22 protein-coding genes and 2 tRNA genes are annotated in these 26,624 nt (G+C 73.4%); 14 read left to right on the top strand and 10 right to left on the bottom strand.

The genetic code is table 11. The features are described from left to right. Positions 1-120 precede the first annotated feature (120 nt). Both ACLQ20_RS04790 and ACLQ20_RS04785 read right to left on the bottom strand, forming a co-directional pair. Positions 121-357, bottom strand: a complete 237-nt coding sequence (locus ACLQ20_RS04790; RefSeq protein WP_132231069.1) for a DUF397 domain-containing protein — start codon at positions 355-357, stop codon at positions 121-123. A gap of 72 nt (positions 358-429) precedes the next feature. Continuing rightward, positions 430-1,410: a helix-turn-helix domain-containing protein gene (locus ACLQ20_RS04785; RefSeq protein WP_327029513.1), complete on the bottom strand. Its 981-nt coding sequence runs from the start codon at positions 1,408-1,410 to the stop codon at positions 430-432. 226 nt (positions 1,411-1,636) lie between these two features. Between ACLQ20_RS04785 and ACLQ20_RS04780 the strand changes: the two genes are divergently transcribed. Further along, positions 1,637-2,929 (top strand): MFS transporter, encoded by a 1,293-nt coding sequence (locus tag ACLQ20_RS04780; protein WP_425854338.1) that lies wholly within the window; start codon positions 1,637-1,639, stop codon positions 2,927-2,929. Between the two features lie 84 nt (positions 2,930-3,013). On the opposite strand, the gene ACLQ20_RS04775 is transcribed toward ACLQ20_RS04780, so the two are convergent. Continuing rightward, positions 3,014-3,256, bottom strand: a complete 243-nt coding sequence (locus tag ACLQ20_RS04775; RefSeq protein WP_151456061.1) for a mycoredoxin — start codon at positions 3,254-3,256, stop codon at positions 3,014-3,016. Between the two features lie 92 nt (positions 3,257-3,348). Between ACLQ20_RS04775 and ACLQ20_RS04770 the strand changes: the two genes are divergently transcribed. The 3 genes from ACLQ20_RS04770 (at position 3,349) to ACLQ20_RS04760 (ending at position 6,390) form a co-directional block, all read left to right on the top strand. Beyond that, positions 3,349-5,511 carry an ATP-dependent DNA helicase UvrD2 gene (locus tag ACLQ20_RS04770; RefSeq protein WP_151456062.1) on the top strand — a complete coding sequence of 721 codons (2,163 nt, stop codon included), beginning with the start codon at positions 3,349-3,351 and terminating at the stop codon, positions 5,509-5,511. A gap of 127 nt (positions 5,512-5,638) precedes the next feature. After that, positions 5,639-5,896 carry a hypothetical protein gene (locus tag ACLQ20_RS04765; RefSeq protein WP_327029511.1) on the top strand — a complete coding sequence of 86 codons (258 nt, stop codon included), beginning with the start codon at positions 5,639-5,641 and terminating at the stop codon, positions 5,894-5,896. A gap of 128 nt (positions 5,897-6,024) precedes the next feature. Next, positions 6,025-6,390 (top strand): WhiB family transcriptional regulator, encoded by a 366-nt coding sequence (locus ACLQ20_RS04760; protein ID WP_088998544.1) that lies wholly within the window; start codon positions 6,025-6,027, stop codon positions 6,388-6,390. A 378-nt stretch (positions 6,391-6,768) separates the two neighbouring features. Here the strand turns inward: ACLQ20_RS04760 and ACLQ20_RS04755 are convergent, their stop codons facing one another. The 3 genes from ACLQ20_RS04755 to ACLQ20_RS04745 all read right to left on the bottom strand — a co-directional run bounded on the left by ACLQ20_RS04755 (position 6,769) and on the right by ACLQ20_RS04745 (position 9,654). Continuing rightward, entirely contained in the window at positions 6,769-8,136 is a 1,368-nt protein-coding gene (locus tag ACLQ20_RS04755; protein WP_151456064.1) for an ABC1 kinase family protein, read from the bottom strand. A 78-nt stretch (positions 8,137-8,214) separates the two neighbouring features. Further along, positions 8,215-9,267 (bottom strand): TOMM precursor leader peptide-binding protein, encoded by a 1,053-nt coding sequence (locus tag ACLQ20_RS04750; protein WP_151456068.1) that lies wholly within the window; start codon positions 9,265-9,267, stop codon positions 8,215-8,217. Between the two features lie 219 nt (positions 9,268-9,486). Next, positions 9,487-9,654, bottom strand: coding sequence for a DUF5679 domain-containing protein (locus tag ACLQ20_RS04745; RefSeq protein ID WP_012014940.1), 168 nt, complete (start codon positions 9,652-9,654; stop codon positions 9,487-9,489). A 548-nt stretch (positions 9,655-10,202) separates the two neighbouring features. Here ACLQ20_RS04745 and ACLQ20_RS04740 point away from each other — a divergent pair. Both ACLQ20_RS04740 and ACLQ20_RS04735 read left to right on the top strand, forming a co-directional pair. Then, the gene (locus ACLQ20_RS04740) at positions 10,203-10,733 is read left to right on the top strand and encodes a M48 metallopeptidase family protein (RefSeq protein ID WP_132231076.1); all 531 of its coding nucleotides are present in this window, start codon (positions 10,203-10,205) and stop codon (positions 10,731-10,733) included. Between the two features lie 305 nt (positions 10,734-11,038). Then, positions 11,039-11,653, top strand: a complete 615-nt coding sequence (locus tag ACLQ20_RS04735) for a hypothetical protein (protein WP_425854335.1) — start codon at positions 11,039-11,041, stop codon at positions 11,651-11,653. Positions 11,654-12,082: 429 nt separating this feature from the next. On the opposite strand, the gene ACLQ20_RS04730 is transcribed toward ACLQ20_RS04735, so the two are convergent. Then, positions 12,083-13,390, bottom strand: a complete 1,308-nt coding sequence (locus tag ACLQ20_RS04730) for a zinc-dependent metalloprotease (protein ID WP_165947701.1) — start codon at positions 13,388-13,390, stop codon at positions 12,083-12,085. A 113-nt stretch (positions 13,391-13,503) separates the two neighbouring features. Between ACLQ20_RS04730 and ACLQ20_RS04725 the strand changes: the two genes are divergently transcribed. The 5 genes from ACLQ20_RS04725 (at position 13,504) to ACLQ20_RS04705 (ending at position 19,822) form a co-directional block, all read left to right on the top strand. Continuing rightward, positions 13,504-14,517: a YlbL family protein gene (locus tag ACLQ20_RS04725; protein WP_151456066.1), complete on the top strand. Its 1,014-nt coding sequence runs from the start codon at positions 13,504-13,506 to the stop codon at positions 14,515-14,517. A gap of 178 nt (positions 14,518-14,695) precedes the next feature. After that, positions 14,696-17,743: a UPF0182 family protein gene (locus tag ACLQ20_RS04720; RefSeq protein WP_425854333.1), complete on the top strand. Its 3,048-nt coding sequence runs from the start codon at positions 14,696-14,698 to the stop codon at positions 17,741-17,743. Between the two features lie 634 nt (positions 17,744-18,377). Continuing rightward, positions 18,378-18,454 (top strand) — tRNA-Met (locus ACLQ20_RS04715). 745 nt (positions 18,455-19,199) lie between these two features. Then, a tRNA-Met gene (locus tag ACLQ20_RS04710) sits at positions 19,200-19,276 on the top strand. Positions 19,277-19,570: 294 nt separating this feature from the next. After that, positions 19,571-19,822 carry a hypothetical protein gene (locus tag ACLQ20_RS04705; protein ID WP_151455355.1) on the top strand — a complete coding sequence of 84 codons (252 nt, stop codon included), beginning with the start codon at positions 19,571-19,573 and terminating at the stop codon, positions 19,820-19,822. Positions 19,823-19,937: 115 nt separating this feature from the next. Here the strand turns inward: ACLQ20_RS04705 and ACLQ20_RS04700 are convergent, their stop codons facing one another. Then, a complete protein-coding gene (locus ACLQ20_RS04700) occupies positions 19,938-21,269 on the bottom strand; it encodes an ABC transporter substrate-binding protein (RefSeq protein WP_225852276.1) in 1,332 nt (443 codons plus the stop codon). A 166-nt stretch (positions 21,270-21,435) separates the two neighbouring features. On the opposite strand from ACLQ20_RS04700, the gene ACLQ20_RS04695 reads away from it, so the two are divergent. Next, a complete protein-coding gene (locus ACLQ20_RS04695; RefSeq protein ID WP_151455357.1) occupies positions 21,436-22,269 on the top strand; it encodes a phosphoribosylaminoimidazolesuccinocarboxamide synthase in 834 nt (277 codons plus the stop codon). Between the two features lie 83 nt (positions 22,270-22,352). Here the strand turns inward: ACLQ20_RS04695 and glpK are convergent, their stop codons facing one another. Further along, positions 22,353-23,837, bottom strand: a complete 1,485-nt coding sequence (glpK, locus tag ACLQ20_RS04690) for a glycerol kinase GlpK (protein WP_425854330.1) — start codon at positions 23,835-23,837, stop codon at positions 22,353-22,355. A 93-nt stretch (positions 23,838-23,930) separates the two neighbouring features. On the opposite strand from glpK, the gene ACLQ20_RS04685 reads away from it, so the two are divergent. Continuing rightward, positions 23,931-24,869: a ribose-phosphate pyrophosphokinase gene (locus tag ACLQ20_RS04685; RefSeq protein WP_327029507.1), complete on the top strand. Its 939-nt coding sequence runs from the start codon at positions 23,931-23,933 to the stop codon at positions 24,867-24,869. Positions 24,870-24,898: 29 nt separating this feature from the next. Here the strand turns inward: ACLQ20_RS04685 and ACLQ20_RS04680 are convergent, their stop codons facing one another. Further along, entirely contained in the window at positions 24,899-25,366 is a 468-nt protein-coding gene (locus tag ACLQ20_RS04680) for an ATP-binding protein (RefSeq protein WP_425854329.1), read from the bottom strand. Between the two features lie 120 nt (positions 25,367-25,486). Between ACLQ20_RS04680 and macS the strand changes: the two genes are divergently transcribed. After that, positions 25,487-26,617 carry a MacS family sensor histidine kinase gene (macS, locus tag ACLQ20_RS04675; protein ID WP_425854328.1) on the top strand — a complete coding sequence of 377 codons (1,131 nt, stop codon included), beginning with the start codon at positions 25,487-25,489 and terminating at the stop codon, positions 26,615-26,617. Positions 26,618-26,624: the final 7 nt, after the last annotated feature.

Here is a 26,624-nt window from a genome sequence, read left to right as displayed (position 1 = left end):
AACGGCGAGGTTTGGTCCGTTGGCTCCTCTTTTCTGGGGAGGCCGGGTGGGGGGGGTGGCCGGGCGCAGCCGCGGCGGGGCCGCCGGCCCGCTGCGGGGGGCCCCGCGACGGTCGACGGATCAGTTCAGATCGAACTGTCCGTTCTTCGCGCCGGCGATGAAGCCCAGCCAGCCGGCCCGGTTGAACAGCAGCACCGGACCGCCCTGGTCCTTGCTGTCGCGCAGGGCCACCGCGACCGGCCCGGTCCTCAGTGGTGCGACCTCGACGCAGTTCGAGGTCTGGCTGCGCGTGCTCTTACGCCACGGGGCGTCGGCGAGCTGGGCGAGTACGGACGGCGTGTTGCGGATCTCGTTCATCGTGCCACTCCTGAGGTGAACTGCTCCGATGGAACGAGTGGCGCCGCACGACCCGACGGTGGGCCCCCGTGCTCACCGGTCCGTCAGGCGCCCGGAATGCCGGCGGCGTTGGGTCGGCGCCGTTGCCGGCCCGTACGCCACCGTGGACGCGGTCGCCGTGCCGGGCAGCCGCCCCGTCGCCTCGATCAGCCAGGAGAGGGTGTCCGATTCGGAGAGCGCCGCCGTGCATAGCCACTCGAACACCACTTTATAGCGATTTAGGGCGTTTACCTCGGTCGACATGACGTCGGTGAACCCCCCTTCGATGGCCAGCGTCTCCGGATCGAGCGGATCCGCGAACCGGTAGACCGAGAACGCGGTCGGCGGGAGATACCAGTCGCCGATCTGGGTGTCGCGTGGCAGCACGTGCAGTGTGACGTTCGGCAGCATCGCCAGTTCGCAGAGCTGCACCAGCTGCGCGCGCAGCACCTCCGGCGGCCCGGTCCGGCCGCCGAGCGCCGCCTCCTCCAGCACCGCCGTGTAGCGGGGCGCGTCGGTCGAGCGGGTGAGCAGCGACTGCCGGGCCAGCCGGGCCCGCACCTCGGTGTCGATGTCCTCACCGGCCTCCGGGTCGCCGGCCTCCTCGTCGACCTGCCGGGCCGAGGCGATCCGCACCGACGCGTAGTCCGGCGTCTGGAGCAGGCCCGGCACCAGGACCGGGTTGTATTCCGAGATCTCCGCGCAGCCCGCCTCCAGCTCGGCGAAGCTGCGCTGCTGCTGGGTCATCACCGGGTAGTTGCGCAGCCAGCCGCGGATGTCGCCGGCCTCCTCGGTGATGCCGAGGAGTTCCCGGCGCAGCGCCTCGTCGGCGCCGTAGAGATCCAGCAGCACGCGGACGTCGTCCGGGTCCGGGCGGCTGCGGCCGTTCTCCAGCCGGGACAACTTGGACGCGGACGCCCAGCCGATCCGCTCGATGACCTGGTCTCCCGTGAGACCCGCGGCCTCGCGCAGCCGGCGCAGCTCGGTGCCCAACCTGCGGCGGCGCAGGATCGGGCTGGGTGAGGCAGGAGGCACGACGTCCTCTTTTCCCGTGGACCGCCGCAGACGCGACGGTAACTGTATGAAATTCGCCCCCCACGGCCAGTATGGACGGCGCGCCTCCCGCCGGAGGTCCCGGTGGGGGCGTGTCTCGCAGAAAAGAGGACCGTGGAAGGGCACGGCGTCCGGTACGACGCCGTCGGCCCGACCGTGCCACCCCAGACCGCGCCACGCCGCGCACCACCCCCGCCGGAGGGACCCCATGCGCACCGTCCTGCGCCGCCCGGATTTCCGCCTGCTCTTCGGCGGCCTGCTCGCCAGCATGGCCGCCGAGTCGATCCTGTTGCTGGCCCTCGCCATCTGGGTGAAGGACCTGACCGGGTCGGACGGGCTGGCCGGCGCCACCATCTTCGCGGTCATCGCCCCGATGACCCTGGCCCCACTGGTGGGGTGGATCGTCGACCGCTACCCCCGGCGCCCGTTCTTCGTGGCGGCGAACCTGGTGACGGCCGTGCTGCTCACCCCGCTCCTCGTGGTGCGGGACCGGACCGACGTGTGGATCATCTACGTGGTGGCGGCCCTCTACGGCCTGTCGTACATCACCCTCAGCGCGGTGCTCAGCGGCCTGATCCGCCAGCTCGTGCCGGTGGAACTGCTGGCCGAGGCCAACGGCGTGCTCCAGACCGTACGCCAGGGGCTGCGGCTGGTCGGCCCGCTGGCCGGCGCCGGGCTCTACGCCGCCGTCGGCGGCTGGATGCTGGCCGTGATCGGGATGGCCGGCTTCCTGTCGGCGGCCGTCGTGGTGGGCCTGCTCCGCACGACGGAGACGCCGCCCACCGGGCCCGGGCTGCGCTGGCCGGCCGAGGTGAGCGCCGGGCTGCGTCACCTGGCCGGGGAGCCGGCGCTGCGCCGGGCGCTGCTCGGCTACGGGCTGGGATCGCTGGCGATGGGCTTCAGCGAGTCGTTGATCTTCGCGTACGTCGACCAGGGGCTGCGCCGGGACGCCGCGTTCGTCGGCGTGCTGGTCACCGTGCAGGGCATCGGCGGACTGGTCGGCGGGCTGCTCTCCCCGGCCGTGGTGCGCCGCGCCGGCGAGGTGGGCACGCTCGCCGCCGGGGTGGCGTTCTTCGGGCCGGCCTCGCTGGCGCTGGTGTACCCGAACCTCTGGCTCGGCTTCGTCGCGGTACTGCTGGCCGGGGTGTCGCTGCCGCTGACGATGGTCGGGCTGCACACGCTGATCCAGCGGCGTACCCCGCAAGCGCTGCTCGGCCGGGTCGCCGCGGCCTCGGAGGCCGTGGTCAGCGGCCCGCAGGCGCTCTCGATCGGCGCGGGGGCGCTGCTCGTAGGGGTGCTGGACTACCGCGTCCTGTTCGCCCTGATCGGGGTGGCCACCCTGCTCGCCGGCGGCTACCTCTGGCACGGCCGCACGCTCAGCCCACCGCCACCCGTCCGGATCCCCGCCCCCCGCCGGCCTGCCGAGGGGTCCACCGCCGTCGGCCCGGCCGCCGCGAGCCAGGAGGTGGTCGGCACGACCCCACCGGGCCCGGCGCGCTGAGCCGCCGCGTCGTCAGGACCCCCCGTGGTACGCGACGAGCGGCCGCCCGGGTGGGCGGCCGCTCGTCGGCGGTGCTACGTCCGGTCAGGCGTCGATCGTGGCCAGGTGCTGCTTGACCTGGATGATCGAGGGGTTGGTCAGGGCGCTGCCGTCGGCGAAACGCAGCGTCGGGACGGTCTGGTTGCCGCCGTTGACGCTCATCACGAACTCCGCGGCCTTCGCGTCCTGCTCGATGTCGACCACCTCGTAGCCGATGCCCTCCCGGTCGAGCTGCGACTTCAGCCGGTGGCAGTAGCCGCACCAGGGGGTCGAGTACATCGTCAGCATGGTCAGATCCTCCAACGGTCCGCGTGGCGGCTTGCCGATCAAGCCCAGGCTAACCGCTGCAACGTCTGGCGGAGCTGAGACAATTCCTCGCTGTGGTGGTTCACTCAGCATCCGAACGCGTGCTCGCCGGGCTCGACCCCGAGCAGCGCTCGGCGGTGACCGCCCCCGCCGGCCCCGTCTGCATCCTGGCCGGCGCCGGCACCGGCAAGACCCGCGCGGTCACCTCCCGGATCGCCCACCGGGCGCTCTCCGGGGAGATCTCCGCCCGGCACGTGCTCGCGGTGACCTTCACGGCCCGCGCCGCCGCCGAGATGCGCGCCCGGCTCACCGCGCTCGGGGTGGGTGGCGTCCAGGCGCGCACCTTCCACGCGGCGGCGCTGCGCCAGGTGCGCTACTTCGCGCCCCGGCTGCTCCAGGGGCGGGCCATGCCCGAGCTGCTGGACAGCAAGGTCCGGCTGGTCACCCTCGCCGCGGCCAAGGCCGGCCTGCGTACTGACCGGGCGGCCGCCCGGGACCTCGCCGGCGAGATCGAGTGGGCGAAGTCGTCGCTGGTGGAACCGGGGGAATACGTCGTCGCGGCGGCGAAGGCGATGCGGGACACCCCGCACGAGCCGGCCCGCGTCGCCGAGGTCTTCGCGGCGTACGAGCGGCTCAAGCGGTCCAACGGGGTGATCGACTTCGAGGACATGCTGCGCGCCGCGGTCTGGGGCATCGAGGAGCACCGGGACGTCGCCGAGCAGGTCCGCGCCCAGTACCGGCACTTCGTCGTCGACGAGTACCAGGACGTCAACCCCCTCCAGCAGCGGCTGCTCCAGGCGTGGCTGGGCGGGCGGGACGACCTGACCGTGGTCGGCGACGCCAGCCAGACGATCTACTCGTTCACCGGGGCCACCTCGTCGTACCTGGTCGACTTCCCGCGCCGGTACCGGGGCGCGACGGTGGTCCGGCTGGTCCGCGACTACCGCTCCACCCCGCAGGTCGTCGGGCTGGCCAACGCGGTCATCTCCCAGGCGCGGGGCACCGAGGCCCGGCTGCGCCTGGAGCTGGTCGGCCAGCGCCCGCCCGGCCCCGAACCGGAGCTGCGGATCTTCACCGACGAGCCGGCCGAGGCCAACGCGGTGGCCGCCCGCTGCCGCGCCCTGGTCGACGCCGGCACCCCGGCGAAGGAGATCGCCGTGCTGTTCCGGACCAACGCGCAGTCCGAGGCGTACGAGAAGGCGCTGACCGAGGCGCAGGTGCCGTACGTGGTGCAGGGGGCGGAGCGGTTCTTCGAGCGGGCCGAGGTGCGGCAGGCGATGGTCGCCCTGCGGGCCGCCACCCGGTCGATCCCCGGGGAGACCCCGCTGCCCGCCGCCGTCGTGGAGGCGCTCACCGCGGTCGGCTGGGCCCCCGACGCCGCCCCGGCCGGTGGCGCCGCCCGCGAGCGGTGGGAGGCGCTCGCCGCGCTGGTGCAACTCGCCGAGGAGTACGCCGCCACCCCGGAGGTGGTGCCGATCGGGCCCGCCGCCTCGGTCGAGCGCCCCGTCACCCTGGCCGACTTCAACGACGAGCTGGCCCGTCGCGCCGCCGCACAGCACGTGCCGACGGTCGACGGGGTGACCCTGGCCTCGCTGCACTCCGCCAAGGGCCTGGAGTGGGACGCGGTCTTCCTGGTCGGCCTCTCCGAGGGCACCCTGCCCACCACGTACGCCAAGACCGTCGAACAGGTCGAGGAGGAACGCCGGTTGCTCTACGTCGGCGTCACCCGGGCGCGCGAGTGGCTCTGGCTGTCGTACGCCTCGGCCCGCTCGCCGGGCGGGCGGGCCCGGCGGCCCTCGCGGTTCCTGCCGCAGCTCGACCGCTCGGGCGGGACGGAGCGGGCCGGGGCCGCTCCGGCGGCGCGTCGGCCCGAGCGCCGCCGGACCCAGATCGTCTCCTGCCGGATCTGCGGCGCCACCCTGCTCGCGGGGCCGGACCGCAAGCTCGGCCGCTGCCCCACCTGCCCCTCGGACATCGACGAGGAGCTGCACGAACGGCTGCACGAGTGGCGCCAGCGGGTGGCCGGCGGGCAGCGGGTACCGGCCTATGTGGTCTTCACCGACGCCACTCTGGTCGCGCTCGCGGAGCGGCGCCCCGGCCGGGCGGAGGAACTGATCGCCATCGCCGGCATCGGGCCCCGGAAACTCGGCCTCTACGGGGAGGCGGTCCTGGCGCTGGTGGCGGGCGCGGCGGTCGACGACGTCTGCCCGGAGAAAACTTTCGAAATCTCGCCGTAAATTCGTTTGCCCTCGCCCCGTGGCGAGGAATAGCCTCATGACACACCTCGCGAGCGGCGCCATTCGGGCTGCTCACGAGGGGTAGAGACCGTATCGGCACGAGTGAACGTCAGAGGAGGTGGTCCCGATGGAGATCGTCTACATCAACGAGCGTCCGGCGGCGCTGCCCGCTGTCGTCGCTCCGTTGTCGGCTGTCCGGGTGGCCCTCGCCACTGCGCGACCGTCGGTTTCCCAGGTGCACCGTGTCGAGGCTCAGGCCGAGCTGATTCTCGCCACCGCGCCAAACGGAAACCAGGGGACCAGTGGCTTCACGGGCAAGGGCGTCGATGCTGTCAAGCGTTACATGGGCGCCCGCGGAGTTCCACCTCGAGGTAGACCGGTCTGATTCTCAGACACCGGCTCACCTCGAGGCCGCGGAACCCGCTACCGGGATCCGCGGCCTCAGTTTTTTGCCCGCCAAGTACGTCGGAAATGCGATCCACGAGATCGAAGTGAGAGAGAGGTGACCGGGCGATGAGTCTGGCGTTGGCCCCACTCGACGTGAGCGTCGAGGTGGAGGCGAACCTGCCCTGCCGGAAGTTCGACCCCGACCTGTGGTTCTCCGACTCGCCCGCCGAGCTCGAGCTGGCCAAGTCGCTCTGCGGGGACTGCCCGCTGCGCGTCGAGTGCCTGGCCGGGGCGGTGGAGCGGGCCGAGCCCTGGGGCGTCTGGGGCGGCGAGATCTTCGAGCGTGGCGCGGTCGTCCCGCGCAAGCGGCCCCGTGGCCGTCCGCGCAAGGAGGACCTCGCCCGCGACGCGGCGCTCCGGGTCGAGGCCGAGGCACGACTGGCGGCCAGTGGGCTGTCCGAGTCGCGCACCACGGTCCGGCTGGCGGCCTGACATGCACCCGATCCAACCCACCCACGCCGGTGTCACGCCGGCGACGAGAGAGCTGACCACCATGCTGAACGTTCTTGACGGAGTCGCCGAGATGCAACTACTTCACGAAGCGTTGTCCCGGGCTCGAATGCGCCGGCCTCAGGCCGGTCGTACCACCACGAGCACTGAGGCAACCCTTTCCGCCCGTACCGTCGCCATGAACAGCCGCAACCGAGCGGCGCGCGACCTGGGCGTTCTCTAGTACCCCACCGATAGGCGAGGGGCGGTGGCCGGAATCCGGCCCCCGCCCCTCGTCGCGTTCCCCCGCCCCGTGTCGTCTTCCGCGCGCTGCGCCGTCTTCTTCGCGCCGCGCGCCGCGTCCGGTTGCGCGGCCGTCGTTCAGCCGCCCGCCGAGGGCTGGCCGGCCGACGGGGCGAAGCCGGGCAGCCAGCGCTCCAGGATGCCCCGGTAGGGCGCCTTCGCCTCCAGTTGGCAGAGCACGCCGATCGAGCCGAGCGTCACCCGGTGGATGAGCAGGTACGACGGCGGCAGGTTGAGCTGCCGGCTCAACTGGTACGCGGGGGAGCGGGGGCTGGCCAACCGGGTCGCCTCCGTGCGCAGCCAGGCCCGGGTGAACCGGAACTCCTCGGCGGCGATGGGCTCCAGCATCGGACGGAGGAAGTCGAGTACCGCCTCGGCGTCGATCTCCTCGGTGGAACCGATGAAGCCCTCCGAGCGCAGGCCCGCGACCACCTCGTCGGCGTCGCCCCGCAGCGCCAGCGCGGCGATGCGGCCGATCGGCTCGGGCGTGCCCTCCGGCATCCGGGCCACCGCGCCGAAGTCGATCACGCCGAGCCGACCGTCCGCCAACAGCCGGAAGTTGCCCGGGTGCGGATCGGCGTGCAACAGCCCGGCCCGCTGCGGCGCGGACAGGTGCAGGATGGCCATCAGCCGGCCGGCCTCGTCGCGCTGCTCCTCCGTGCCCTCGCGGATGATCTCCGCCAGTGGGGTGCCCTCGACCCACTCGGTGACCAGGACCCGGGGCGACGCCGAGACCACCGCCGGGATGTGGATCTCCGGATCGTCCGCGTACGCGGCGGCGAAGGCGCGCTGCGACTCGGCCTCCAGCTCGTAGTCGAGTTCCTCGGTGATCCGTTCCCGCAGCTCCGCCAGGAGCGGCTTGACGTCGAGCCCGGGCTGGATCGCCCGGAACATCCCACCGAGGCGGGAGAGCTGCTTGAGGTCGGCGAGCAGGGCGTCGCCGGCGCCCGGATACTGGATCTTGACAGCCACGTCGCGGGTCTGCGGCGCGCCGGACGGCCCGTAGCCCGGTTCCCGCCACACCGCCCGGTGCACCTGGCCGATGCTGGCCGCGGCGGCGGGGGTGTCGTCGAACTCCACGAACCGGTCCCGCCAGTCCGGGCCGAGCTGCTCGGCGAGCACCTTGTGCACGCTGGCCGCCGGCAGCGGCGGCGCCGCCTCCTGGAGCTTGGTCAGCGCCTGCCGGTAGGGGGCGGCGATCTCCTCGGGCAGGGCGGCCTCGAAGACCGACAGCGCCTGCCCGAACTTCATCGCACCGCCCTTGAGCTGCCCCAACACGCTGAAGAGCTGCTCGGCGGTGCGTTGCTGGATCTCCGCGGAGATCACGTCGGAGGCGAGCCCCGTGACGCGCTTACCCATGCCGAGGACGGTCCGACCGGCGAAGCCGAGCGGCAGAGCGGCGAGCTTGGCGGTCCGGGACACGGCCCGGCGCGGGATGTCGGTCACCCGGCCATTGTTACCGACTCCGGGGGCCCGCGGCTGCTCTGCCGCCGGGCTGGGTGCCCGTCCCCGCCTTCGGGGGCGTCACCGGCGCCGTCGCGAACATCCGCAGGAGGGGTGCGGCGGCCACATCCGGCGGCGGAACCGCCCCGCCCCGGTGATCTCCACCGCGCAGCCCAGGGTCTCCGGGGTGCCCCCGTCGAGCTGCGCCAGCGCCTCGGCCGCCGCGTACGCCCCGGCCGCCAGGAGGGTCGCGGTGGCACACGCCTGCTCGCCCGCGCCCGTGGCGAGCTGGGCGGCCAGCGCCGGCCAGTCCGGGTCCCGGTCCGCCCGGTGCAGGTCGAGGCAGTTCAGGCAGGGGCCGGCGGGCGGGCGGACGAGCGGGCCGACCACGGGCACGCCCTCCCGGAGGCCGAGCAGCAGGTGCGGCTGGCGGCGCTGGGCGTGACCGGCGGCGAGCAGGGCGGCCGGTCGGTCCGTACCGAGCTGGACGACCAGGTCGACCCGGCCCCGCCGGAGCGGGCCCGTGCCCGTGCCGGGGGCGGCCCGCTCGACGGCGTCGCGTACCGCCCGGGCGAGCGGACGGCCGAGCGCGGCGGCCGGGATGCCCGTGCCGACCAGGTCCGCCGGCCGCACCGGCCCGGCCAGGTCCGGGTGCACGTGCCCCACCCCGGCCTGGGCCAGCGCCAGGGCGACCGGGGCGCCGAGGCGGCCGGTGCCGCTGACCACCACCCGGGCGGCCAGCCGCCGGCGCAGCACCTGGGCGGGCGTTCCGGGCAGCCGCGCCGAGGCCAGGGCGAGCGCCTCCGCCTCGGCGGTGAGCCGGGCCCGGGGCGGGCCGGCCAGGTCCTTCGGCAGCAGGGTGTGCGCGGGTACGACCAGGCCCGCGGCCCGCAGCGCGTCGAGCAGGGCGCGGGCCTCGTCGGGGGCCACCTCGGCGGCGACGGCGTGCGCCAGGACCAGCCGTTCGCTACGGGTGCCGTCGAGCAGGTCGAGCAGGCGGGCGGCCCGGGGGTCGGCGATCTCCAGCAGCACGGCGCGGCCCGGCTCGACGCCGAGTTGGAGGGTGTGACGGTCCCGCCAGAGTCTGGTGAGGCCCGGCAGCAGGACGGGACGGGGCAGCGTGGCTCGGCGCATGACACCGATCGTGACCGTGTCCGTGCTCACCGTCGATCGTTGTCCACAGGTGCGCGGTGCCCTGTCCAGGGCTGTCCACAGGAAATGCCGGGATATCCACAACCCGCCGGTAACCATGTCGGCGAGCCGACAGTGCGCGACCGGGTGCGCCGGCGGATGAGGCGCGGTCATGCCGGAGGGGGCGGCCGACGGCCGCCCCCTCCGACGCATCCGTACGGGTCAGACCTTCGCCTTGCCCAGGATGCGGTTCACTGTTGTGCCGCATACCGGACACTTGCCCTTGGCCATGTTCATCCCGGTCTTCGAGACCTCGACGCGGCCCTCGAAGTCCCGCTTCTCCTTGCACTTGACGCAGTAACCGTTGTAGGTCTGGGCCTGGTCGGCCACGGTGCCCTCCTCGTCTCGTCCGCCGGCCGATGCCGTCCCGGCGGGGGTTCCCGGCGGCGGGCCACTCGGGCACCGGCGCTGGGTCGTTCTCCCACGGCCACGCTCGTGACCGCTGGTCCGCGGACCCTACCCAGGTGTGGGCGGTTCCATGTCAGCTGTGCTTCGTCACTGTGAGCAAGTCGACGTCGAGAGTGTGCATGGCGAATTACGTCGGATAAGTCAGTTTGGCGGGGACACGCCGACCGAACCCGGCCAGATGCCCCGTGCGGGGACCCCGAGCTGCGCCTGCCACGGAGATCACCTAACGTGGGGGGTGTGCCCGCCGCACCCCGGCGGAGGCCAGCGGTGCGACACCTCCGCACCCGCGGACGGCCGCCACGAAGGGTGACGGCGACGATTCACCGTGGCCCGGCAAAAGATTTTTTGGGACTCCTGCCGACCAATCACCATTTTCCGGGCGGGTGTCGGGGTGTTGACCCTTGCGGACCCCTGGTCAGTACGCATTAGCTTTCCTTCGTGACAGGAATCCGAGGCTGCGCGGCCCGCTGATGGCAGGGGCGCGGAAGCCGGTCGTCGAAGTGCGGCGCAGCCAGCGTCGGCGACGCACGGTGTCCGCGTATCGCGACGGTGAACGGGTCGTCGTCCTCATCCCGGACCAGTTCTCCCGCGCCGAGGAGAGCGAGTGGGTCGACCGGATGCTCGCCCGGCTCGCCGCCCGGGAGGGGCGCCTCGCCCGGTCCGACGCCGAGCTGCTCGCCCGGGCCACCCGGCTTATCAAGCTCTACCTCGCCGAACACGGCGCGCAGGCCGTACCGACGAGCGTCCGCTGGGTCACCAACCAGAACGGCCGGTGGGGATCCTGCACCCCGGACGACGGCACGATCCGCATCTCGCACCGCGTCCAGGGGCTGCCGGACTGGGTGATCGACTATGTGCTCCTGCACGAGCTCGCGCACCTCATCGTGCCCAGTCACAACGCGCGGTTCTGGGCGCTCGTCGCGCGCTACCCGAAGTCCGAGCGGGCGCGCGGCTACCTGGAGGGCGTCGCGGCGGCCTCGGGCACCCCGCTGACCGACTGACCCCGTCAGCGCCGCCGCCGGCCACCCGCCGTCCCGACCTCCGCCAACGCCTGCTGCCCGCGCCGGTTTAATCCGCGCTGTCCGCGCTGCCGCGCCGGCTTCGTCCGCGCTGCCGCGCCCGCTTCGGGGCGGACGGAGCCGGCGAGATCTTGGTACGCGACGGCCCCTCCAGGGGCACGTTCCTGCCAAGATCTCGACGCGACTCGGGCAGCCGGCTGCTCATGTCGGACGTCGCCGAGCGGGTGGACGCCGCCTTCCCGCGCCCGTGGGTCGTGGCTCGTGACGTGCCCGGCTAGGGTCGTGGGGTGGCCCGACGTGTGGTGGTGGCGTTGCTCGGACCGGTGACCTGGGCGCCGCCCGGCACCGACCCGGTGGACTGGCGGGCCGCGCTCGCCGAGGACGTGGTCGACCTGCTCGCCACGCTCAACGAGGTGGAGACGGCCGTTGCCGTCACCCCGGCGGACCGGGAGTTGGCCGACGCGGTGGTCTGGCCGGGCACGACCGTGTACGAGGTCCCCGAGGCGACCCCGAACGCCGTCTTCGCCGCTCTCGCCGACACCGGCTACGCCCAGGTGGCCGTGATCGCCGGCGACGCGCCCGACGTGCCGGGCCTGACTATCGGCAAGCTGCTGCGCCCACTCACCACCCGGCCGGTCGCGGTCGCCCCGGTCGAGGGCGGTGGACCGGGGCTGCTCGGCGTGGCCACCCGGCTGCCCGTACCGGCGTGGCTGCCGGCGCTGGACCTGGACACCGCGCGACCCGCGGCCGTGCGCGCGGCGGCGCCGCGACCCGGCGACCTGGCGGTGACCCCGGCCTGGCGGCGCCTGCGTGGGCCGGGCGACCTGGCGTTCCTCGACCCGGCCGTGGAGGGGTGGGAGACCACCCGCGCCCTGCTCTCCGGCACCGCGCAGCCCCGCTGAGCCGACCGCGGGCCGGAAGCGACCCGCACTGGCCCCCTCCGGACCACGGCCGGGCCCCCGACCCCGCGACGCAGCCTGACCTCGCGACGGCAGCCCGACCCCGCGACGAGCGCCGCGCGCGAAGACGGGCGGCCGCCCGACCTTGCGGCGCGACCCGACCGTGCGACGTGAGCCGCCCGACCCCGCGACGCGGGCTGCCCAACTTCGCGATGTGGCCCGACCTCGCGATGTGGCCCGACCTCGCGACGTGGCCCGACCGTGCGACGTGGGCCGACTCCGCGACGTGGCCCGACCGTGCGACGTGGGCCGACTCCGCGATGTGGCCCGACCGCGCAACGTGGGCTGCTTGACCGCGGCGAGGGCCGCCCGACCGTGCGATGAGGGCCGCCCGACCCCTGGTGGGTCGGGCGGCCCTCATCGTCGCCGCGGTCAGGGGCGGCTGGCGTCGCCGCCCTCGGGGTCGTCGTCCGGGCGCCGCTGCTCCGGCTCGCCCGGGGCCTTCTCCTCCGGGCCGCCCGGCGCGCTGAAGTCGAAGCTCTCCAACTCACCGAGGTCCCACTCGGACATCGCGAAGGCCACGGGGTCGGCGAAGTCGTCGTCGGAGGGGAGCAGGTCGGGGTGGCCCCACAGGGCGTCCCGGCCGGCGATGCCCCGGTGCTCGGTCAGTGCCGCCCAGAGCGCCGCCGCCTCGCGCAGCCGGCGCGGACGCAGCTCCAGGCCGACCAGCGCCGCGAAGGTCTGCTCGGCTGGGCCACCGGCGGCCCGGCGGCGGCGGAACGCCTCGCCGAGGCTCACCACGTTGGGCAGCCGGCCGCTCGCCGCGCTGTCGACCACGTGGCACACCCAGCCCTCGACCAGGGCCAGGGCGGTCTCGAGCCGGGCCAGCGACGCCTTCTGCGCCGGGCTGTCCTCCGGCGTGAAGATGCCCTCCAGCGCGATCGCCTGCATCGACTCCGGGTCGGTCGGGTCGACCCGGCCCATCGCCTCCTCGATCGCCTCCCGGTTGACCCGGATGCCGGCCGCGTACATCTCGACGGCGTTGAGCACGTGCCCGCGCAGCCACGGCACGTGCTGGAAGAGCCGCTGGTGGGCGGCCTCGCGCAGGGCGACGTAGAGGCGCACCTCGTCCTCGGGCAGCTCCAGGCCCTCGCCGTACGCCCGGATGTTGGCCGGGATCAGCGCGGCCGTGCCGGCCGGGCCGAGCGGCAGCCCGATGTCGCCGGCGGAGAGCACCTCCGCGGCGAGCGAGCCGAGTGCCTGGCCGAGCTGGCCGCCGAAGAGCGCGCCACCGAGGGTGGCGACCATCGACTGCATCGGGCCGAGCTGGGCGCGCGCCTCCGGCGGCACCAGGTCGCCCATCGCGCCGACCATCCGGCTGGCGACCGGGTCGCAGAGCTTGCGCCAGACGTCGAGCGTCTTGTAGATCCACTCGTTGCGGTTCCAGGCCAGCGAGGTCTGGATGCCCGAGGGCAGGGCGGAGGCCGGCTCCAGCCACAGGTCCGCGAGCCGCAACGCCTCCTCCACCGCGTTGCGCTCGAAGGGCGACACCGCCGGGTCGCCCGCGGCGGCGAGTTGGCTGGCGGCCACCTGCCGGGCCAGGTCCCAGTTGACCGGCCCGCTGCCCGACGCGGAGAGCAGGTGCTGCAACTGCGACATGAACTGCTGCATCTGCGCGGGATCGTTGGGGTCTGGTGGTTGCCCACCCGGGAGCGCGAAACCGAACGGAATATCAGGCACGACGTCTACGGTACGCGCGCCGCGCCCCAGGTAGCTGCCGCTGGCGTTGCGCTGAGGGCGAAGTCGCGATTCACCCGCCGGAGGCCCCGATCCTGGTCGGTACGCTCTGCCGCATGAGACGTCGCGGCGTGACCGTCCTGCTCGGTGCTCTGCTCACCGCTCTGCTCAGCATCGGCGTGCTCGGCGCGCCCATCCCGTACGTGGTGCTCGGCCCGGGGCCGACGGTCAACACGCTCGGCAAGGAGAACGGCAAGGAGGTCATCCAGGTCACCGGCCGGGAGACGTCCACCTCCGCCGGCCAGCTCCGGCTGACCACGGTCGGGGTGCAGCCCTCGGTCAAGCTGCGCTCGGCGATCCAGGGCTGGTTCTCCGACGACGAGGCGGTGGTACCCCGCGAGCTGGTGTACCCGCCGGGGGAGAGCCGCAAGCAGGTCGAGGAGCGCAACGCGGAGGACTTCCGGGTCTCGCAGACCAGCGCGGAGACCGCGGCGCTGCGGGAGCTGGGCTTCCCGGTGCAGGTGGTGGTCAAGACCGTCGCCGCCGACGGTCCGGCGGCCGGCGTACTCAAGCCCGGTGACGTGCTGACCTCGGTGGACGGGGAACCGGTCCCGTTGGCCACGCGCCTCACGGACCTGATCAGGGCGAAGCCGGCCGGGACCGCGCTGAGGATCGGCTACACCCGCGAGGGCGCCGCCGCGACGGCGGCGGTCACCAGCCGGGAGCAGGACGGGCGACCCCGCATCGGGGTGGAGATCGAGCAGCAGCAGCCGCACCCGTTCACCCTGAGCATCGACCTGGAGGACATCGGCGGGCCGAGTGCCGGCCTGATGTTCGCCCTCGGCATCGTGGACAAGCTGACCCCGGAGGACCTGACCGGCGGGAAGGTCATCGCTGGCACCGGCACGATCGACGACGCCGGCCGGGTCGGGCCGATCGGTGGCATCGCCCAGAAGTTGGTGGGCGCGAAGGAGGCCGGCGCGGTGGCGTTCCTGGTGCCGGCGGCGAACTGCGCCGAGGCCGTACGCAACCCGCAGCCCGGGTTGCCGCTGCTGAAGGTCGGCTCGCTGGACGAGGCACTGACCGCGCTGGAGACGCTGCGCGCCGGGGGTCAGCCGACCCGTTGCTGACGACGGGCGCGGGCGTTCCCGGCGTACGTGACGGGCCCGCACCGGCCGCCCGTCCGTCGACGCCTCCGCCGCGCGGCGCGACGCCGTGTGACCTTGGACCGACGCGTTCAGGAACACCCCGTACTCTGGGTGCCTGGTCGGAGCCGATCACATCGAGCGTGCGGAGCCAACAGTGGTCATGAAGAGCAGCAGCCCCCTGCCGAGGATGAGCCGACGCGGACGCGTCACGATCGGTGTCCTGGTCGGGGTGTTCGTGCTCTTCACCCTGCTCGGCTGGGGTGTCCGGGCGTGGACGGACTGGCTGTGGTTCGACGAGGTCCGCTACACCGGGGTCTTCACGGGGGTGCTGACGACCCGGCTGCTGCTCTTCTTCGCCGTCGGCCTCGGCATGGCGCTGATAGTCGGCGGCAACCTCTGGCTGGCCCAGCGGCTGCGCCCCCGGATGCGCCCGCACTCGCCGGAGCAGGCCACCCTGGAGCGTTACCGGATGCTGCTGGGCCCCCGGCTAGGCCTGTGGATCACGCTGGTCGCCACCGTGGTCGGCCTCTTCGCCGGGCTGTCGGCGCAGAGCCGGTGGAACCAGTGGCTGCTCTTCCGCAACGGCGGGGACTTCGGCGTGAAGGACCCGGAGTTCGGCATCGACGTCGGCTTCTACGTCTTCCAGTTGCCGTTCCTGCGCTACCTGCTCGGCGTGGGCTTCACCGCCGTGGTGCTCTCCGTGATCGGCGCGCTCGCCGTGCACTACGTCTTCGGCGGCGTCCGCCTCCAGGGCGTCGGCGACCGGATGACCAACGCCGCCCGGGCCCACCTGAGCACGCTCGTCGCGGTCTTCGTCCTGCTCAAGGCGCTCGCGTACGTGCTGGACCGGCGCGCGATGCTGCTGGAGTACGGCAACGGCCCCGTCTACGGCGCCGGTTACGCCGACGTCAACGCGCTGCTGCCCGCCAAGGAGATCCTCGCCTACATCTCCATCGTCGTGGCGATCGCGATCATCGTCTTCTCCAACGCCTGGATGCGGAACCTGGTCTGGCCGGGCATCTCGCTCGCCCTGCTGGGCGTCTCCGCCGTCGCCATCGGCGGTGTCTACCCCTGGGCGGTGCAGACCTTCGAGGTCAAGCCCAGCGCGAAGGAGAAGGAGGCGCCGTACATCGAGCGGAGCATCAAGGCCACCCGCTCGGCGTTCGGCCTGGAGGCGGCCACCACCACGCCGTACGCGGCGAGCAACCTGACCCCGCCGGCGAGCCTCGCCACGGACACCTCCGTGGTGCCGAACATCCGGCTGCTCGACCCGCAACTGGTCTCCGAGACGTACACCCAGCGCCAGCAGGTCCGGCAGTTCTACGACTTCGGCGAGAAGCTGGACGTCGACCGGTACGGCGTCAACGGCAAGGTGCAGGACTACGTGGTGGGCCTGCGCGAGGTCAACTACCGGCAGTTGACCCCCCAGCAGAACACCTGGATCAACCGGCACACCGTCTACACCCACGGCTACGGGCTCGTGGCGGCGCCCGGCAACCGGGTGGTCTGCGGCGGTCAGCCCTTCTTCGTCTCCGGCTTCCTCGGCGACCCGCAGGAGCAGCAGAAGGAGCAGGGCCAGCAGACGAGCGAGCAGTGTGCCTCGCAGACCGAGCAGATCGCGGCGAAGCAGCCCCGCGTCTACTACGGCGAGCGGATGGACGCCAGCGACTACGCGATCGTCGGCCAGAGCGACCCGGCGCGGAAGGCGGAGTTCGACCGTCCGGTCGGCGAGGGCGGCGAGTCCTACACCTACACCGGTGAGGGCGGCGTCGAGATCGGCTCGTTCACCCGGCGGCTGCTTTACGCGATCAAGGAGCAGGAGTCGAACTTCCTGCTCTCCGACGCGGTCAACGACAACTCGAAGCTGCTCTACGTGCGCAACCCCCGCGACCGGGTGGAGAAGGTCGCCCCGTTCCTCACCCTCGACGGCGACCCGTACCCGGCGGTGGTCGACGGCCGGATCCAGTGGATCATCGACGGTTACACCACGGCGGCGACCTACCCGTACGCCGAGCGCGTCAACCTCCAGGAGCAGACGGCCGACGAGCTGACCGGGCGGGGCACCTTCCAGCTCGCCCGGGAGAACGTCAACTACATCCGCAACTCCGTGAAGGCCACCGTCGACGCGTACGACGGCACGGTCCGGCTCTACGAGTTCGACGAGACCGACCCAGTGCTCAAGGCGTGGAACAAGGCGTTCGGCGGTGACCTGGTGCTGCCAAAGTCGGAGATCCCGGCCGAGCTGGCCGAGCACTTCCGCTACCCGGCCGACCTGTTCAAGGTGCAGCGCAACCTGCTGACCCGGTTCCACGTGACCGACCCCGGCGCCTTCTACTCCGAGACGGACTTCTGGCAGGTGCCGAACGTGCCGGACGCCCCCGACACCGGCCAGAAGCAGCCGCCCTACTACCTCTACACGCAGTTCCCCGGCCAGGAGTCGGCGCGCTTCCAGCTCACCTCGGCGGTCACCCCGAACGGCCGGGAGAACCTCGCCGCGCTGATCTCCGGGTCGTACGTGGACGGGCAGCCGCGGCTGGAGGTGCTCGACCTGCCCGACCAGACCCGGGTCTCCGGCCCGGTGCAGGTGCACCAGTCGATGACCAACAACGCGAACATCCGGCAGCAGCTCAACCTGCTCCAGTCCCAGCAGGCCCAGGTGCAGTACGGCAACCTGCTCTCCCTGCCGTTCGGCGACGGCATGCTCTACATCGAGCCGGTCTACGTGAAGACCGCCGCGCAGAACGCGCCGCCGCTGTTGCAGCGGGTGCTGATGTCGTACGGCGACGGCGGCTCCTACGTGGTGCTGGCCAACAACGTGACCGACGGCATCAAGCAGCTCGTCGAGCAGGGCAAGCAGGCCGCCGCCCCGGGCACCCCGCCGCCCGCCGGCGGCACTCCGCCCCCGGCCGGGGGCACGCCGCCGGGTGGGACCGCACCTCCGCTGACCGGCGAGCTGGCCGAGGCGGCGAACCGCGTACAGACCGCCATCGCGGAGGTCCGGGCCGCGCAGACCTCGGGCGACTTCGAGCGGTACGGGCGCGCGTTGAAGGCGCTCGACGAGGCGCTCACCGCCTTCCAGCGGGCCCAGCAGGCCGCCAGCACCCCGGCGTCCCCGGCACCCGGCGCCAGCGCTCCCGCGTCCCCGACGCCCAGCGCCCCGGCGTCCCCGGCACCGGGTGGCAGCGCCTCACCCACCCCGGGCGGCTGACCCGCACCGCCCTCACAGCGCCCCCGGCCGACGGACCGTTCCGGTCCCGACACCGGGGGCGCTGTCGCGTTCGCGACCACCGGCCGGGCACCGCAACCCGCCGTCCCACGTCGCCGTGGAGGAGGCGTACGCCCGGACCTGGCGGCACCGGCCGACTACCCGGCGCCGGAGGCGCGGCTGCGGCTGGTGGTCGCCCGGCTGCCCAAGACCGGTGGCGCGATTGCAGCGTTGGCGCGTGGCGCGTGGCGCGTGGCGCGTGGCGCGTGGCGCGTGGCGCGTGGCGCGTGGCGCGTGGCGCGTGGGGCGGGCGCGCGCCACACGTGGCGTTGAGCCGCACCCACCGGGCCGCCTGAACCGGTGCCGCCGCCGAACGAGGACGGCGTGCTGCTGGCGGGCGCGCTGCGCCGGTTGCCGGACGCCCAGTGGCAGGCGCTCGCCCTGTACTACCGCCTCGACATGTCGGTGCGGTCAGTACCAGTGCGGGGGGCGCTCCGCGAGCAGCCAGTCGTCGTTGCCGCCCCATCGCCCGGGAGACGTAGGTGCCCGCAGACACCGTCAAGTCGTGGTTGTCGTGGAGTGGCCCCGGGGTCGTTTTGCGGCGACGGGGGTCGGTGGGATACGGTATACGAACCGACGCGGGGTGGAGCAGCTCGGTAGCTCGCTGGGCTCATAACCCAGAGGTCGCAGGTTCAAATCCTGTCCCCGCTACCACGTCGGAACGGCCCCGGACTTCAATCCGGGGCCGTTCCGCATTTCCGGGCCACCGCTGCCCGACGATCACGCAGCTCTGGCTCTGGCTCCTTGCCGCCTGCCGCTGCATGCCTGCCTGCCGCCTGCTGCACGCCTACCGCCGCTTGCCGCTGCCCACCTGCCGTCGCCTGCCGCTGCCCACCTGCCGCTGAAACGCCTGCCGTCGCCTGCCGCTGCCGCCGCCCGTTGGCTGGACCGGCGGTCGTGCATTGCGTCAGCGCGGAGGCGGAGTGACTGACGTCACGCGATCCGTCGGCGGGCATCGGCGGGGGCGACAACACGGCGGCGAGAACCGCGACCGGTCGCGCAGGAACGCGAACGGCCACCACTGGCGACGGACGCACGGCCGAACGACCGGACAGGCGGGCGTGCAGCGGCGTGATCAGGACTCCATGGACCTTAAAAAGCCCGGATAACGTCCATGGCGTCCTGATCACCGGATTCTCGCGCGCGCGAGAAGGCAGCGTGCGCGCCAAAGGAGGCAGCCCGGAAGCGGGCCGGTGCCCGGAGGTGGCCGGGAGCCCGGAAGCGGACCGAGATGTGCCATTACCGCCACTGCGGCCGGGCGCGGCGTGAGTCGGGCTGGGGCGTCGGGTGCCTCGTGCCGACCTCCGGCGCCGGTTTGCGCTGGTCAGGGCAGGGTCTACCGCAGGATCGGGGGTCCGCTGATCATCGCCCGTCGGGTGCGCTAGAGTTAACGAGCCGACGCGGGGTGGAGCAGCTCGGTAGCTCGCTGGGCTCATAACCCAGAGGTCGCAGGTTCAAATCCTGTCCCCGCTACCACGTCGAAGAGGCCCCGGAGATTCTCTCCGGGGCCTCTTCGGATCTTGCCTCCGGCGTCGACGTGTCGCATCGGTCGACGACGGGCTTCATCACCCCCGGACTACGACGCACCCGCCGACATGCGGGCCGGCCGGCGGGAGTGGCGAGCCTGGGACATCCACGACTCCGTGCTCCGGGTGCTCGCGGTGCGGGGCGCGGGCCGACCAACGGAACGGTGCCAGGCGTGCCCGGGCGCGGCGCGCGTTCCTCGTTGACCGACGTGCCGAGGTTGCGGTTGTCGGCGAAGATGTGGGCATGTCTTCTTTCGGTAAGTGGTGGGGCCGGTTGACCGCCGTTTTCGGTGCGGTCGTGTTGTCGGTGTTCGTGCCCGTCGCGGCCTGGGCGTCCACCGGCACGGGTGAGCTCGTGGTGGAGGCCGCGCGGCGGCGGCGCGGTGGTGGCGGCTTCGGCTTCATCGGCCTGCTCTGCTGCCTGGTCGTGGTGGCCGGCGTCGTCTTCCTCCTGATGCGCATGATGCGCAACCGCCGAGGCGGTCCGCCGCGCTGAGGCGGCCGCTGGCGCGCCGGTGTTCCGGCAGCGCGACGGTGCCCTGCCCTGCCTCGGCCGAGGCAGGACATCCGACCCGGCACCCCCGCCGGTGGCGGCCTCGTGGTGACCGGCCCTATCCGGCCAGCGCCGCGTCCGCCCGGGCCATGAAGCGGGTCGTCGCCGCCCGAGGGCCGGTCCGGCCGCCGCGGATGCTCTCGGCGGCCTCCAGCAGCAGCGCCCGCACCCGGGGGTGGCCCTGCGGCGGTGGGCTGGGCGCCGGTCCCAGCCGGGCGGCCAGTGCGGTGCCGAGGGCGGCCGCGCGCCGCTGCGCCGGCTCGGTGATGCTGCCCTCGACGTAGCTGCGCACGGCGAGGCTGGGGCTGAGCCCGCGCTCGTGACCGAGCACGCTGCCCGCCTCGCCGTTGCCGGTCAGGAAGTTGATCACGTCGGCGACCAGGTCGGGGTGCCGGGTGCCGCGGAAGGCCGCCCAGTACATCGACGCCCGGTGCCACTGAGCCTCCGGGGGACCCGGCATGGCGGCCAGGCCCAGCTCGGCGTCGGTGAGGCGTTGGAGTTCCGGTAGCTGGTGCGACCAGGCGAACGAGGCGGCCGTCGCGCCGGTGACCACGAGCTGCTGGATGGGTTCGCCGCCGTCGGCCTGCTCCACGAGTGCGGCGCTCGGGGTGGCCCGGCTGGAGCGGGCACGCCGCCACAGGTCGAACCATTCGATCAGCGCGTCGGCGTCGAAGCCGAGCTGTCGACCGCGGTAGAACTCACCGCCCTGGCCGCGCAGCCAGAGCCAGAGCGCCCGGTAGTCGCCGGACGGGTCCATCGTGCCGGCCACCCGGCCGTCGCTCGCCCGGGTGACCCGTCGCGCCCAGGCGACGTACTCCGCCCAGGACATTCCCGTGTTCGGCTCGGGCAGCCGCAGCCGGCGCAGCAGCGTGCGGTCGTAGACCACGGCGGCGGCGGTCTGTGCCGCTGCGACGCCGACCGTACGGCCGTCGACCTGCCCGTACCGGACCAGGCCCTGGGGCAGGGTGCGCAGGTCCAGGCGGTGGTCGGCGACGTACCCGCTGAGGTCCAGGACGATCTCGCGGCGGGCGTACTCGGCGAGCATGCTGTCGTCGAGCTGGATCAGGTCGGGCACGTTGCCGCCCGCGGCCTGGGTGGCCAGCCGGTCGTAGTAGCCGCCGGCGCCCTGCCAGGTGATCCGGAAACCGACGCGGGGATTGCGGTCGGTGTAGAGCCGCAGCACCCGCTCGGTGAGTTCGGCCCGCTTCGCCCCGCCGTACCAGAAGACCGACAGCTCGACGGGCCCGGTCTCCTCGGGGGCCGTCCGGCCCTCGGTGCACCCGGTGAGCCCGCCGGTCGCGAGCACCGGCGCACCCAGCATCGCGGCGAGCACCCGACGTCGGCCCGGATCCGCTTCGGCGCGGGGCAGCGGGGATCGGGCAACGGGCACGAAGAACTCCTGGCGGACCGGTGGGGCGGGCGGCCGGATCATTCACGCAGGCGCGCGCGAGGGTGTCAACGTACGTCCGGCCACACCACCACATCCCAGGCGTACGCATCGATGCCCGCAGCCACCGGCGGAGGCCGTGGCCGGCCCGCATGGTGTACTAGGGCGCGTGGAACTTCTGCACTCGGGCAAGGTGAGGGATGTCTACGCCGACGGCGAGGACCTGATCCTGGTCGCCTCCGACCGCATCTCGATCTACGACGTGGTGCTGCCGACGCCGATCCCCGACAAGGGCAAGCTGCTCACCGCGCTCTCGCTGTGGTGGTTCGAGCAGCTCGCCGACCTGGTGCCGAACCACGTCATCTCCGCCACCGACGTGCCGGCGGAGTTCGCCGGTCGGGCGATCCGCTGCCGGCGGCTGGAGATGGTCGCGGTGGAGTGCGTCGCCCGGGGCTACCTGACCGGCGGCGGCCTGAAGGAGTACCAGCGCACCGGCGCGGTCTCCGGCGTCGAGCTGCCGCGCGGGCTGGTCGAGGCGTCCATCCTGCCCGAGCCGATCTTCACCCCGTCGACCAAGGCGCCGGTGGGCGAGCACGACGAGCCGATCACCTTCGCCGAGGTGGTGGACAAGGTCGGCGCCGAGACCGCCGAGCGGCTGCGCCGGATCACGCTCGACGTCTACCGCCGGGGGGCCGAGCTGGCCGCCGACCGGGGCATCCTGGTCGCCGACACCAAGATCGAGCTGGGCTGGGCGCCGGACGGCACGCTGACCGTCGGCGACGAGCTGCTCACCTCCGACTCGTCCCGGTTCTGGCCGGCGGAGTCGTACCAGCCGGGCCGGGCGCAGTTCTCCTACGACAAGCAGTACGTCCGGGACTGGGCGGTGGAGAGCGGCTGGGACCGGCAGGGCCCGGCGCCTGAGGTGCCGGCCGAGGTGGTCGAGGCGACCCGGGCCCGCTACGTCGACGTCTACGAGAAGCTGACCGGCAACCGCTGGGACTGAGCGGGGGGCCGCCGGTGCCCAACGGGCTGGGCGGCCTCGACCGATGCCGGGCGGCCTCGACGAGGTTCCGGGCGGCGCGGCGGTCAGTCCACCCAGTCGAGGGTGCGCTGGACGGCCTTGCGCCAGTTGCGCAGCTCCCGCTCCCGGTGCGCCGGTTCCATCGTCGACTCCCACTGCGCGTCGGAGCGCCACTGGCCACGCAGCGTCGCCAGGTCCGGCCAGAAGCCGACCGCCAGGCCGGCCGCGTACGCCGCGCCGAGGCAGGTGGTCTCGGTGATCCGGGACCGGACCACCGGCACGTCGAGCACGTCGGCGAGGAACTGCATCAGCAGCCCGTTGGCGGTCATCCCGCCGTCGACCCGCAGCCGGCGCAACGCCACGTCGGAGTCGGCGTTCATCGCGTCGACCACCTCGCGGGTCTGCCAGGCGGACGCCTCCAGCGCGGCCCGGGCCAGGTGGCCCTTGGTGATGTAGCCGGTCAGCCCGGCGATGATCCCGCGCGCGTCGCTGCGCCAGTGCGGGGCGAACAGCCCGGAGAAGGCCGGCACGACGTAGCAGCCGCCGTTGTCGTCGACGGTGCGGGCCAACTCCTCCACCTCGGGCGCGGTGGAGATCAGCCCGAGGTTGTCACGCAGCCACTGCACCAGCGAGCCGGTGACCGCGATCGCCCCCTCCAGCGCGTACGCGGCGGGCTGGCCCTGGATGCGGTAGGCGACCGTGGTGAGCAGGCCGTGGGTGGAGGGGACCGGGCTGGCGCCGGTGTTGAGCAGCAGGAAGCTGCCGGTGCCGTAGGTGCACTTGGCCTCGCCCGGCTGGAAGCAGGTCTGCCCGAACAGGGCGGCCTGCTGGTCGCCGAGCGCGCTGGCGACCGGCACCCCGGCCAGGACGCCGGTGGCCTCCCCGTAGACCTCGGCGGAGCTGCGGATCTCCGGCAGCATCGCGGCCGGCACCCCCATCGCGTCGAGCAGCTCCGGGTCCCAGTCGAGGGTGCTCAGGTCCATCAGCAGGGTGCGGCTGGCGTTTGTCACGTCGGTGACGTGCCGGCCGGTGAGCTTCCAGATCAGCCAGCTGTCCATCGTGCCGAAGAGCACCTCGCCGGCCTCGGCGCGCCCGCGCAGCCCGTCGACGTGATCCAGCAGCCACCGCAGCTTCGGCCCGGCGAAGTAGGTGGCCAGCGGCAGGCCGGTGCGGGAGCGGAACCGCTCCTCGCCGTGCGCCTGGTCGAGCTCACGCAGCAGCGGCGCGGTGCGGGTGTCCTGCCAGACGATCGCGTTGGCCACCGGCCGCCCGGTGGCCCGGTCCCAGACGAGCGTGGTCTCCCGCTGGTTGGTGATGCCCACGGCGGCGAGCCCGGCGGCGTCGGTGCCGGCGGCGTGCAGCGCCTCCCGGACCACCCGCTGGACGTTGTCCCAGATCTCCTCGGCGTCGTGCTCCACCCAGCCCGGCCGGGGGAAGATCTGCCGGTGCTCCCGCTGGGCGACGGAGACGATCTCCCCGGCCCGGTCGAAGACGATGCACCGCGAGGAGGTGGTGCCCTGGTCGATGGCGGCGACGTACTGGGGGGTCACGGCAGCACCGTACCCGGCCCGACCGATCTTCGCCGGCCGGCGGCGGGCCCCGCCGCGGAACGGGTCCCGATCACGTCCGTACGATGTGCGGACGTGCGTGACATCGCCGTCTTCAGTGGTACCGCCCACCCCGAACTCGCCGCCGAGATCTGCACCCATCTCGACGTGCCGCTGCACCCGGTGCGGGTCTCCCGGTTCGCCAACGACTGCCTGGAAGTGCAGTTGCAGGCCAACTGCCGGGAGCGGGACGTCTTCCTGATCCAGCCGTTGGTGCCGCCCGTGCAGGAGAACCTGGTCGAGCTGCTGCTCATGATCGACGCGGCCCGGGGTGCTTCGGCCGGCCGGATCACCGTGGTGCTGCCGCACTACGCGTACGCGCGCTCCGACAAGAAGGACGCGCCGCGCATCTCGATCGGCGGGCGGCTCGTCGCCGACCTGCTCACCTCGGCGGGCGCGGACCGGGTGCTGGCGATGACCCTGCACTCGCCCCAGGTGCACGGCTTCTTCAGCGTGCCGGTCGACCACCTGCACGCGCTGCGCGAGCTGGCCGACCACTTCACCCGCTACGACCTGAGCAACACGGTGGTGGTCTCGCCGGACCTCGGCAACGCCAAGGAGGCGGCGGCGTTCGCGCGGCGGCTCGGCACCCCGGTGGCCGCCGGGGCGAAGCAGCGGTTCAGCGACGACCGGGTCAAGATCAGCGCGGTGATCGGCGACGTGACCGACCGGGACGTGATCGTGCTGGACGACGAGATCGCCAAGGGCAGTACGGTGATCGAGCTGATGGAGCACCTGCGCGAGCTCCGGGTCCGCTCGATCCGGCTGGCCTGCACCCACGGCCTCTTCTCCAGCGGCGCGTTGCAGCGGCTGAGTGAGCAGGAGGGCGTGCTGGAGATCGTCTGCACGAACACGGTGCCGATCCCCGCCGACAAGCGGGTGCCGAAGCTGGAGATCCTGTCCGTGGCGCCGGCCCTGGCCGAGGCGATGCGCCGGATCCACAACGGCGAATCGGTGAGCGCCCTCTTCGCCTGACCCGCCCCGGGCCGCAGGTCCCGCCGGGGTCAGTCGCGGCGGTGGCGGCCGGTGTGCTGGGGAGCCGCGACGGCGGTGCTGATGCGGACCGTCGTGCCGCGGGCGCCGGTCTCCACGTCCATGCTGTCGCTCAGCTCCCGGGCCAGCCAGAGACCCCATCCGCCGGCGGTGTCGGCGGCGGGGCGGCTCCGGTCGCCCAGCCGCTGCGTGCTGATTCCCTGCCCGTGGTCGGCGACCTCGCAGAACAGGTGGCCCGACTCCCGCCACAGCCGCAGCCAGCCCCGGCCGCCGCCGTGCCGGACCGCGTTGGTGATCAACTCGTTGACCGCGAGCACGAAGTCGTCCAGCCGCTGCCCGCTCAGCCCCGCCGCGTGCGCGCAGGAGGTGACCGAGTGGCGAAGCCCGGTCACCTGGGCCTGGTCGAAGGCCTCGGCGATGAGGAGGGAAGGTTCGATGGGCACAACCGTACGCTGTGCTCCGGGTTCCGCATTCGTCATGGCCCCGTCCCGACAGCGGATCGTGGATGTTTCGCGGCATTTCCACCGTACGTCAGGGTTTCTCCGGCCGCATCCGACGGCCCACAGGACCGTCCTGGCGGCTGTGGCATCGTGACGGGCGTGTCGACGCCGCCCGGTGGTTTCGAGGTCCCGCTCTGGCGCGCCATCGCCGTGTTCCGGGTGGCCTCCCTGGCGTACGTCTGCGTGGTGGCGCTCCGGGACGCCGACCGGTACGCCCATCCGTTCGCGGCCGGCGGCCTGGTCCTGCTGATGGCGGCCTGGACCGGCGTGACCGCCGTCGGCTACGCCCACCCGGCCCGCCGAGGCTGGCCGCTGCTCCTGGCGGACCTGGGGGTCGTCGTCGGCATCATGCTGGCCACCCCGTGGGTGATCGGGCGGACGGCGCTCGCCGCCGGCGTGCCCAGCCTCACCGTGGCCTGGCTGGCCGGACCGGTGCTGGCCTGGGCGGTCTCCGGCGGCCGGCGCCGAGGCACGGTCGCCGCGCTGGCGCTCGGCGCGGTGGACCTCGCCACCCGCGAACGGATCGGCCAGTCGTCGCTCACCGGGACGATCCTGCTGCTGCTCGCCGGCGTGGTGGTCGGGCACGTCGCCCGGCTGGCGGTGACCGCCGAGGAGCGGCTGCACCGGGCGGTGGAGCTGGAGGCCGCCACCCGGGAGCGGGAGCGGCTGGCCCGGGACATCCACGACGGCGTGCTCCAGGTGCTGGCGCTGGTGCAGCGGCGCGGCGCCCACCTGGACGGCGAGGCAGGGGAGCTGGCCCGGCTCGCCGGGGAACAGGAGGCCGCGCTGCGCGCCCTGATCGGCGGCGCCACGCCGGTCGCGCCCACCGCCCACGGCGGGCCGGTGGACCTGCGTGGGCTGCTCGGCCGCTACGCCTCGGCGACGGTCTCGCTGTCCGCGCCGGCCACCCCGGTGCCCCTGCCCGGGCGGGCCGCCCACGAACTGGCCGCCGCGACCGCCGCCGCCCTCGACAACGTGGCCCGGCACACCGACGGGCGGGCCTGGGTGCTCGTCGAGGACGAGGGGACGACGGTGACCGTGTCGATCCGCGACGAGGGGCCGGGGTTTCCGGACGGCCGGCTGGAGGAGGCCGCCGCCGAGGGCCGGCTCGGCGTCGCCCGGTCGATCCGGGGCCGCCTCGCCGACCTCGGCGGCACGGTGCGGATCACCTCCGCGCCGGGCGCCGGCACCGAGCTGGAACTGACCGTTCCGAGGGAGGGACAACCGTGACAGGCGT

The sequence above is a fragment of the Micromonospora sp. DT46 genome, from assembly GCF_049841735.1.
Taxonomy (GTDB): Bacteria; Actinomycetota; Actinomycetes; order Mycobacteriales; family Micromonosporaceae; genus Micromonospora; species Micromonospora reichwaldensis.
Note: the sequence above shows the minus strand (reverse complement) of the source record. Positions and strands in the feature narration are given on the sequence as shown.

What these genes read in the sequence shown, in the direction of transcription:
- ACLQ20_RS04775 (WP_151456061.1), bottom strand. Translation starts at nt 3,256, where the DNA reads ATGCTGACGATGTACTCGACCCCCTGGTGCGGCTACTGCCACCGGCTG.
- ACLQ20_RS04760 (WP_088998544.1), top strand. Translation starts at nt 6,025, where the DNA reads ATGAGTCTGGCGTTGGCCCCACTCGACGTGAGCGTCGAGGTGGAGGCG.
- ACLQ20_RS04765 (WP_327029511.1), top strand. Translation starts at nt 5,639, where the DNA reads ATGGAGATCGTCTACATCAACGAGCGTCCGGCGGCGCTGCCCGCTGTC.
- ACLQ20_RS04720 (WP_425854333.1), top strand. Translation starts at nt 14,696, where the DNA reads ATGAAGAGCAGCAGCCCCCTGCCGAGGATGAGCCGACGCGGACGCGTC.
- ACLQ20_RS04790 (WP_132231069.1), bottom strand. Translation starts at nt 357, where the DNA reads ATGAACGAGATCCGCAACACGCCGTCCGTACTCGCCCAGCTCGCCGAC.
- ACLQ20_RS04780 (WP_425854338.1), top strand. Translation starts at nt 1,637, where the DNA reads ATGCGCACCGTCCTGCGCCGCCCGGATTTCCGCCTGCTCTTCGGCGGC.
- ACLQ20_RS04725 (WP_151456066.1), top strand. Translation starts at nt 13,504, where the DNA reads ATGAGACGTCGCGGCGTGACCGTCCTGCTCGGTGCTCTGCTCACCGCT.
- ACLQ20_RS04680 (WP_425854329.1), bottom strand. Translation starts at nt 25,366, where the DNA reads ATGACGAATGCGGAACCCGGAGCACAGCGTACGGTTGTGCCCATCGAA.
- ACLQ20_RS04750 (WP_151456068.1), bottom strand. Translation starts at nt 9,267, where the DNA reads ATGCGCCGAGCCACGCTGCCCCGTCCCGTCCTGCTGCCGGGCCTCACC.
- ACLQ20_RS04740 (WP_132231076.1), top strand. Translation starts at nt 10,203, where the DNA reads ATGGCAGGGGCGCGGAAGCCGGTCGTCGAAGTGCGGCGCAGCCAGCGT.
- ACLQ20_RS04705 (WP_151455355.1), top strand. Translation starts at nt 19,571, where the DNA reads ATGTCTTCTTTCGGTAAGTGGTGGGGCCGGTTGACCGCCGTTTTCGGT.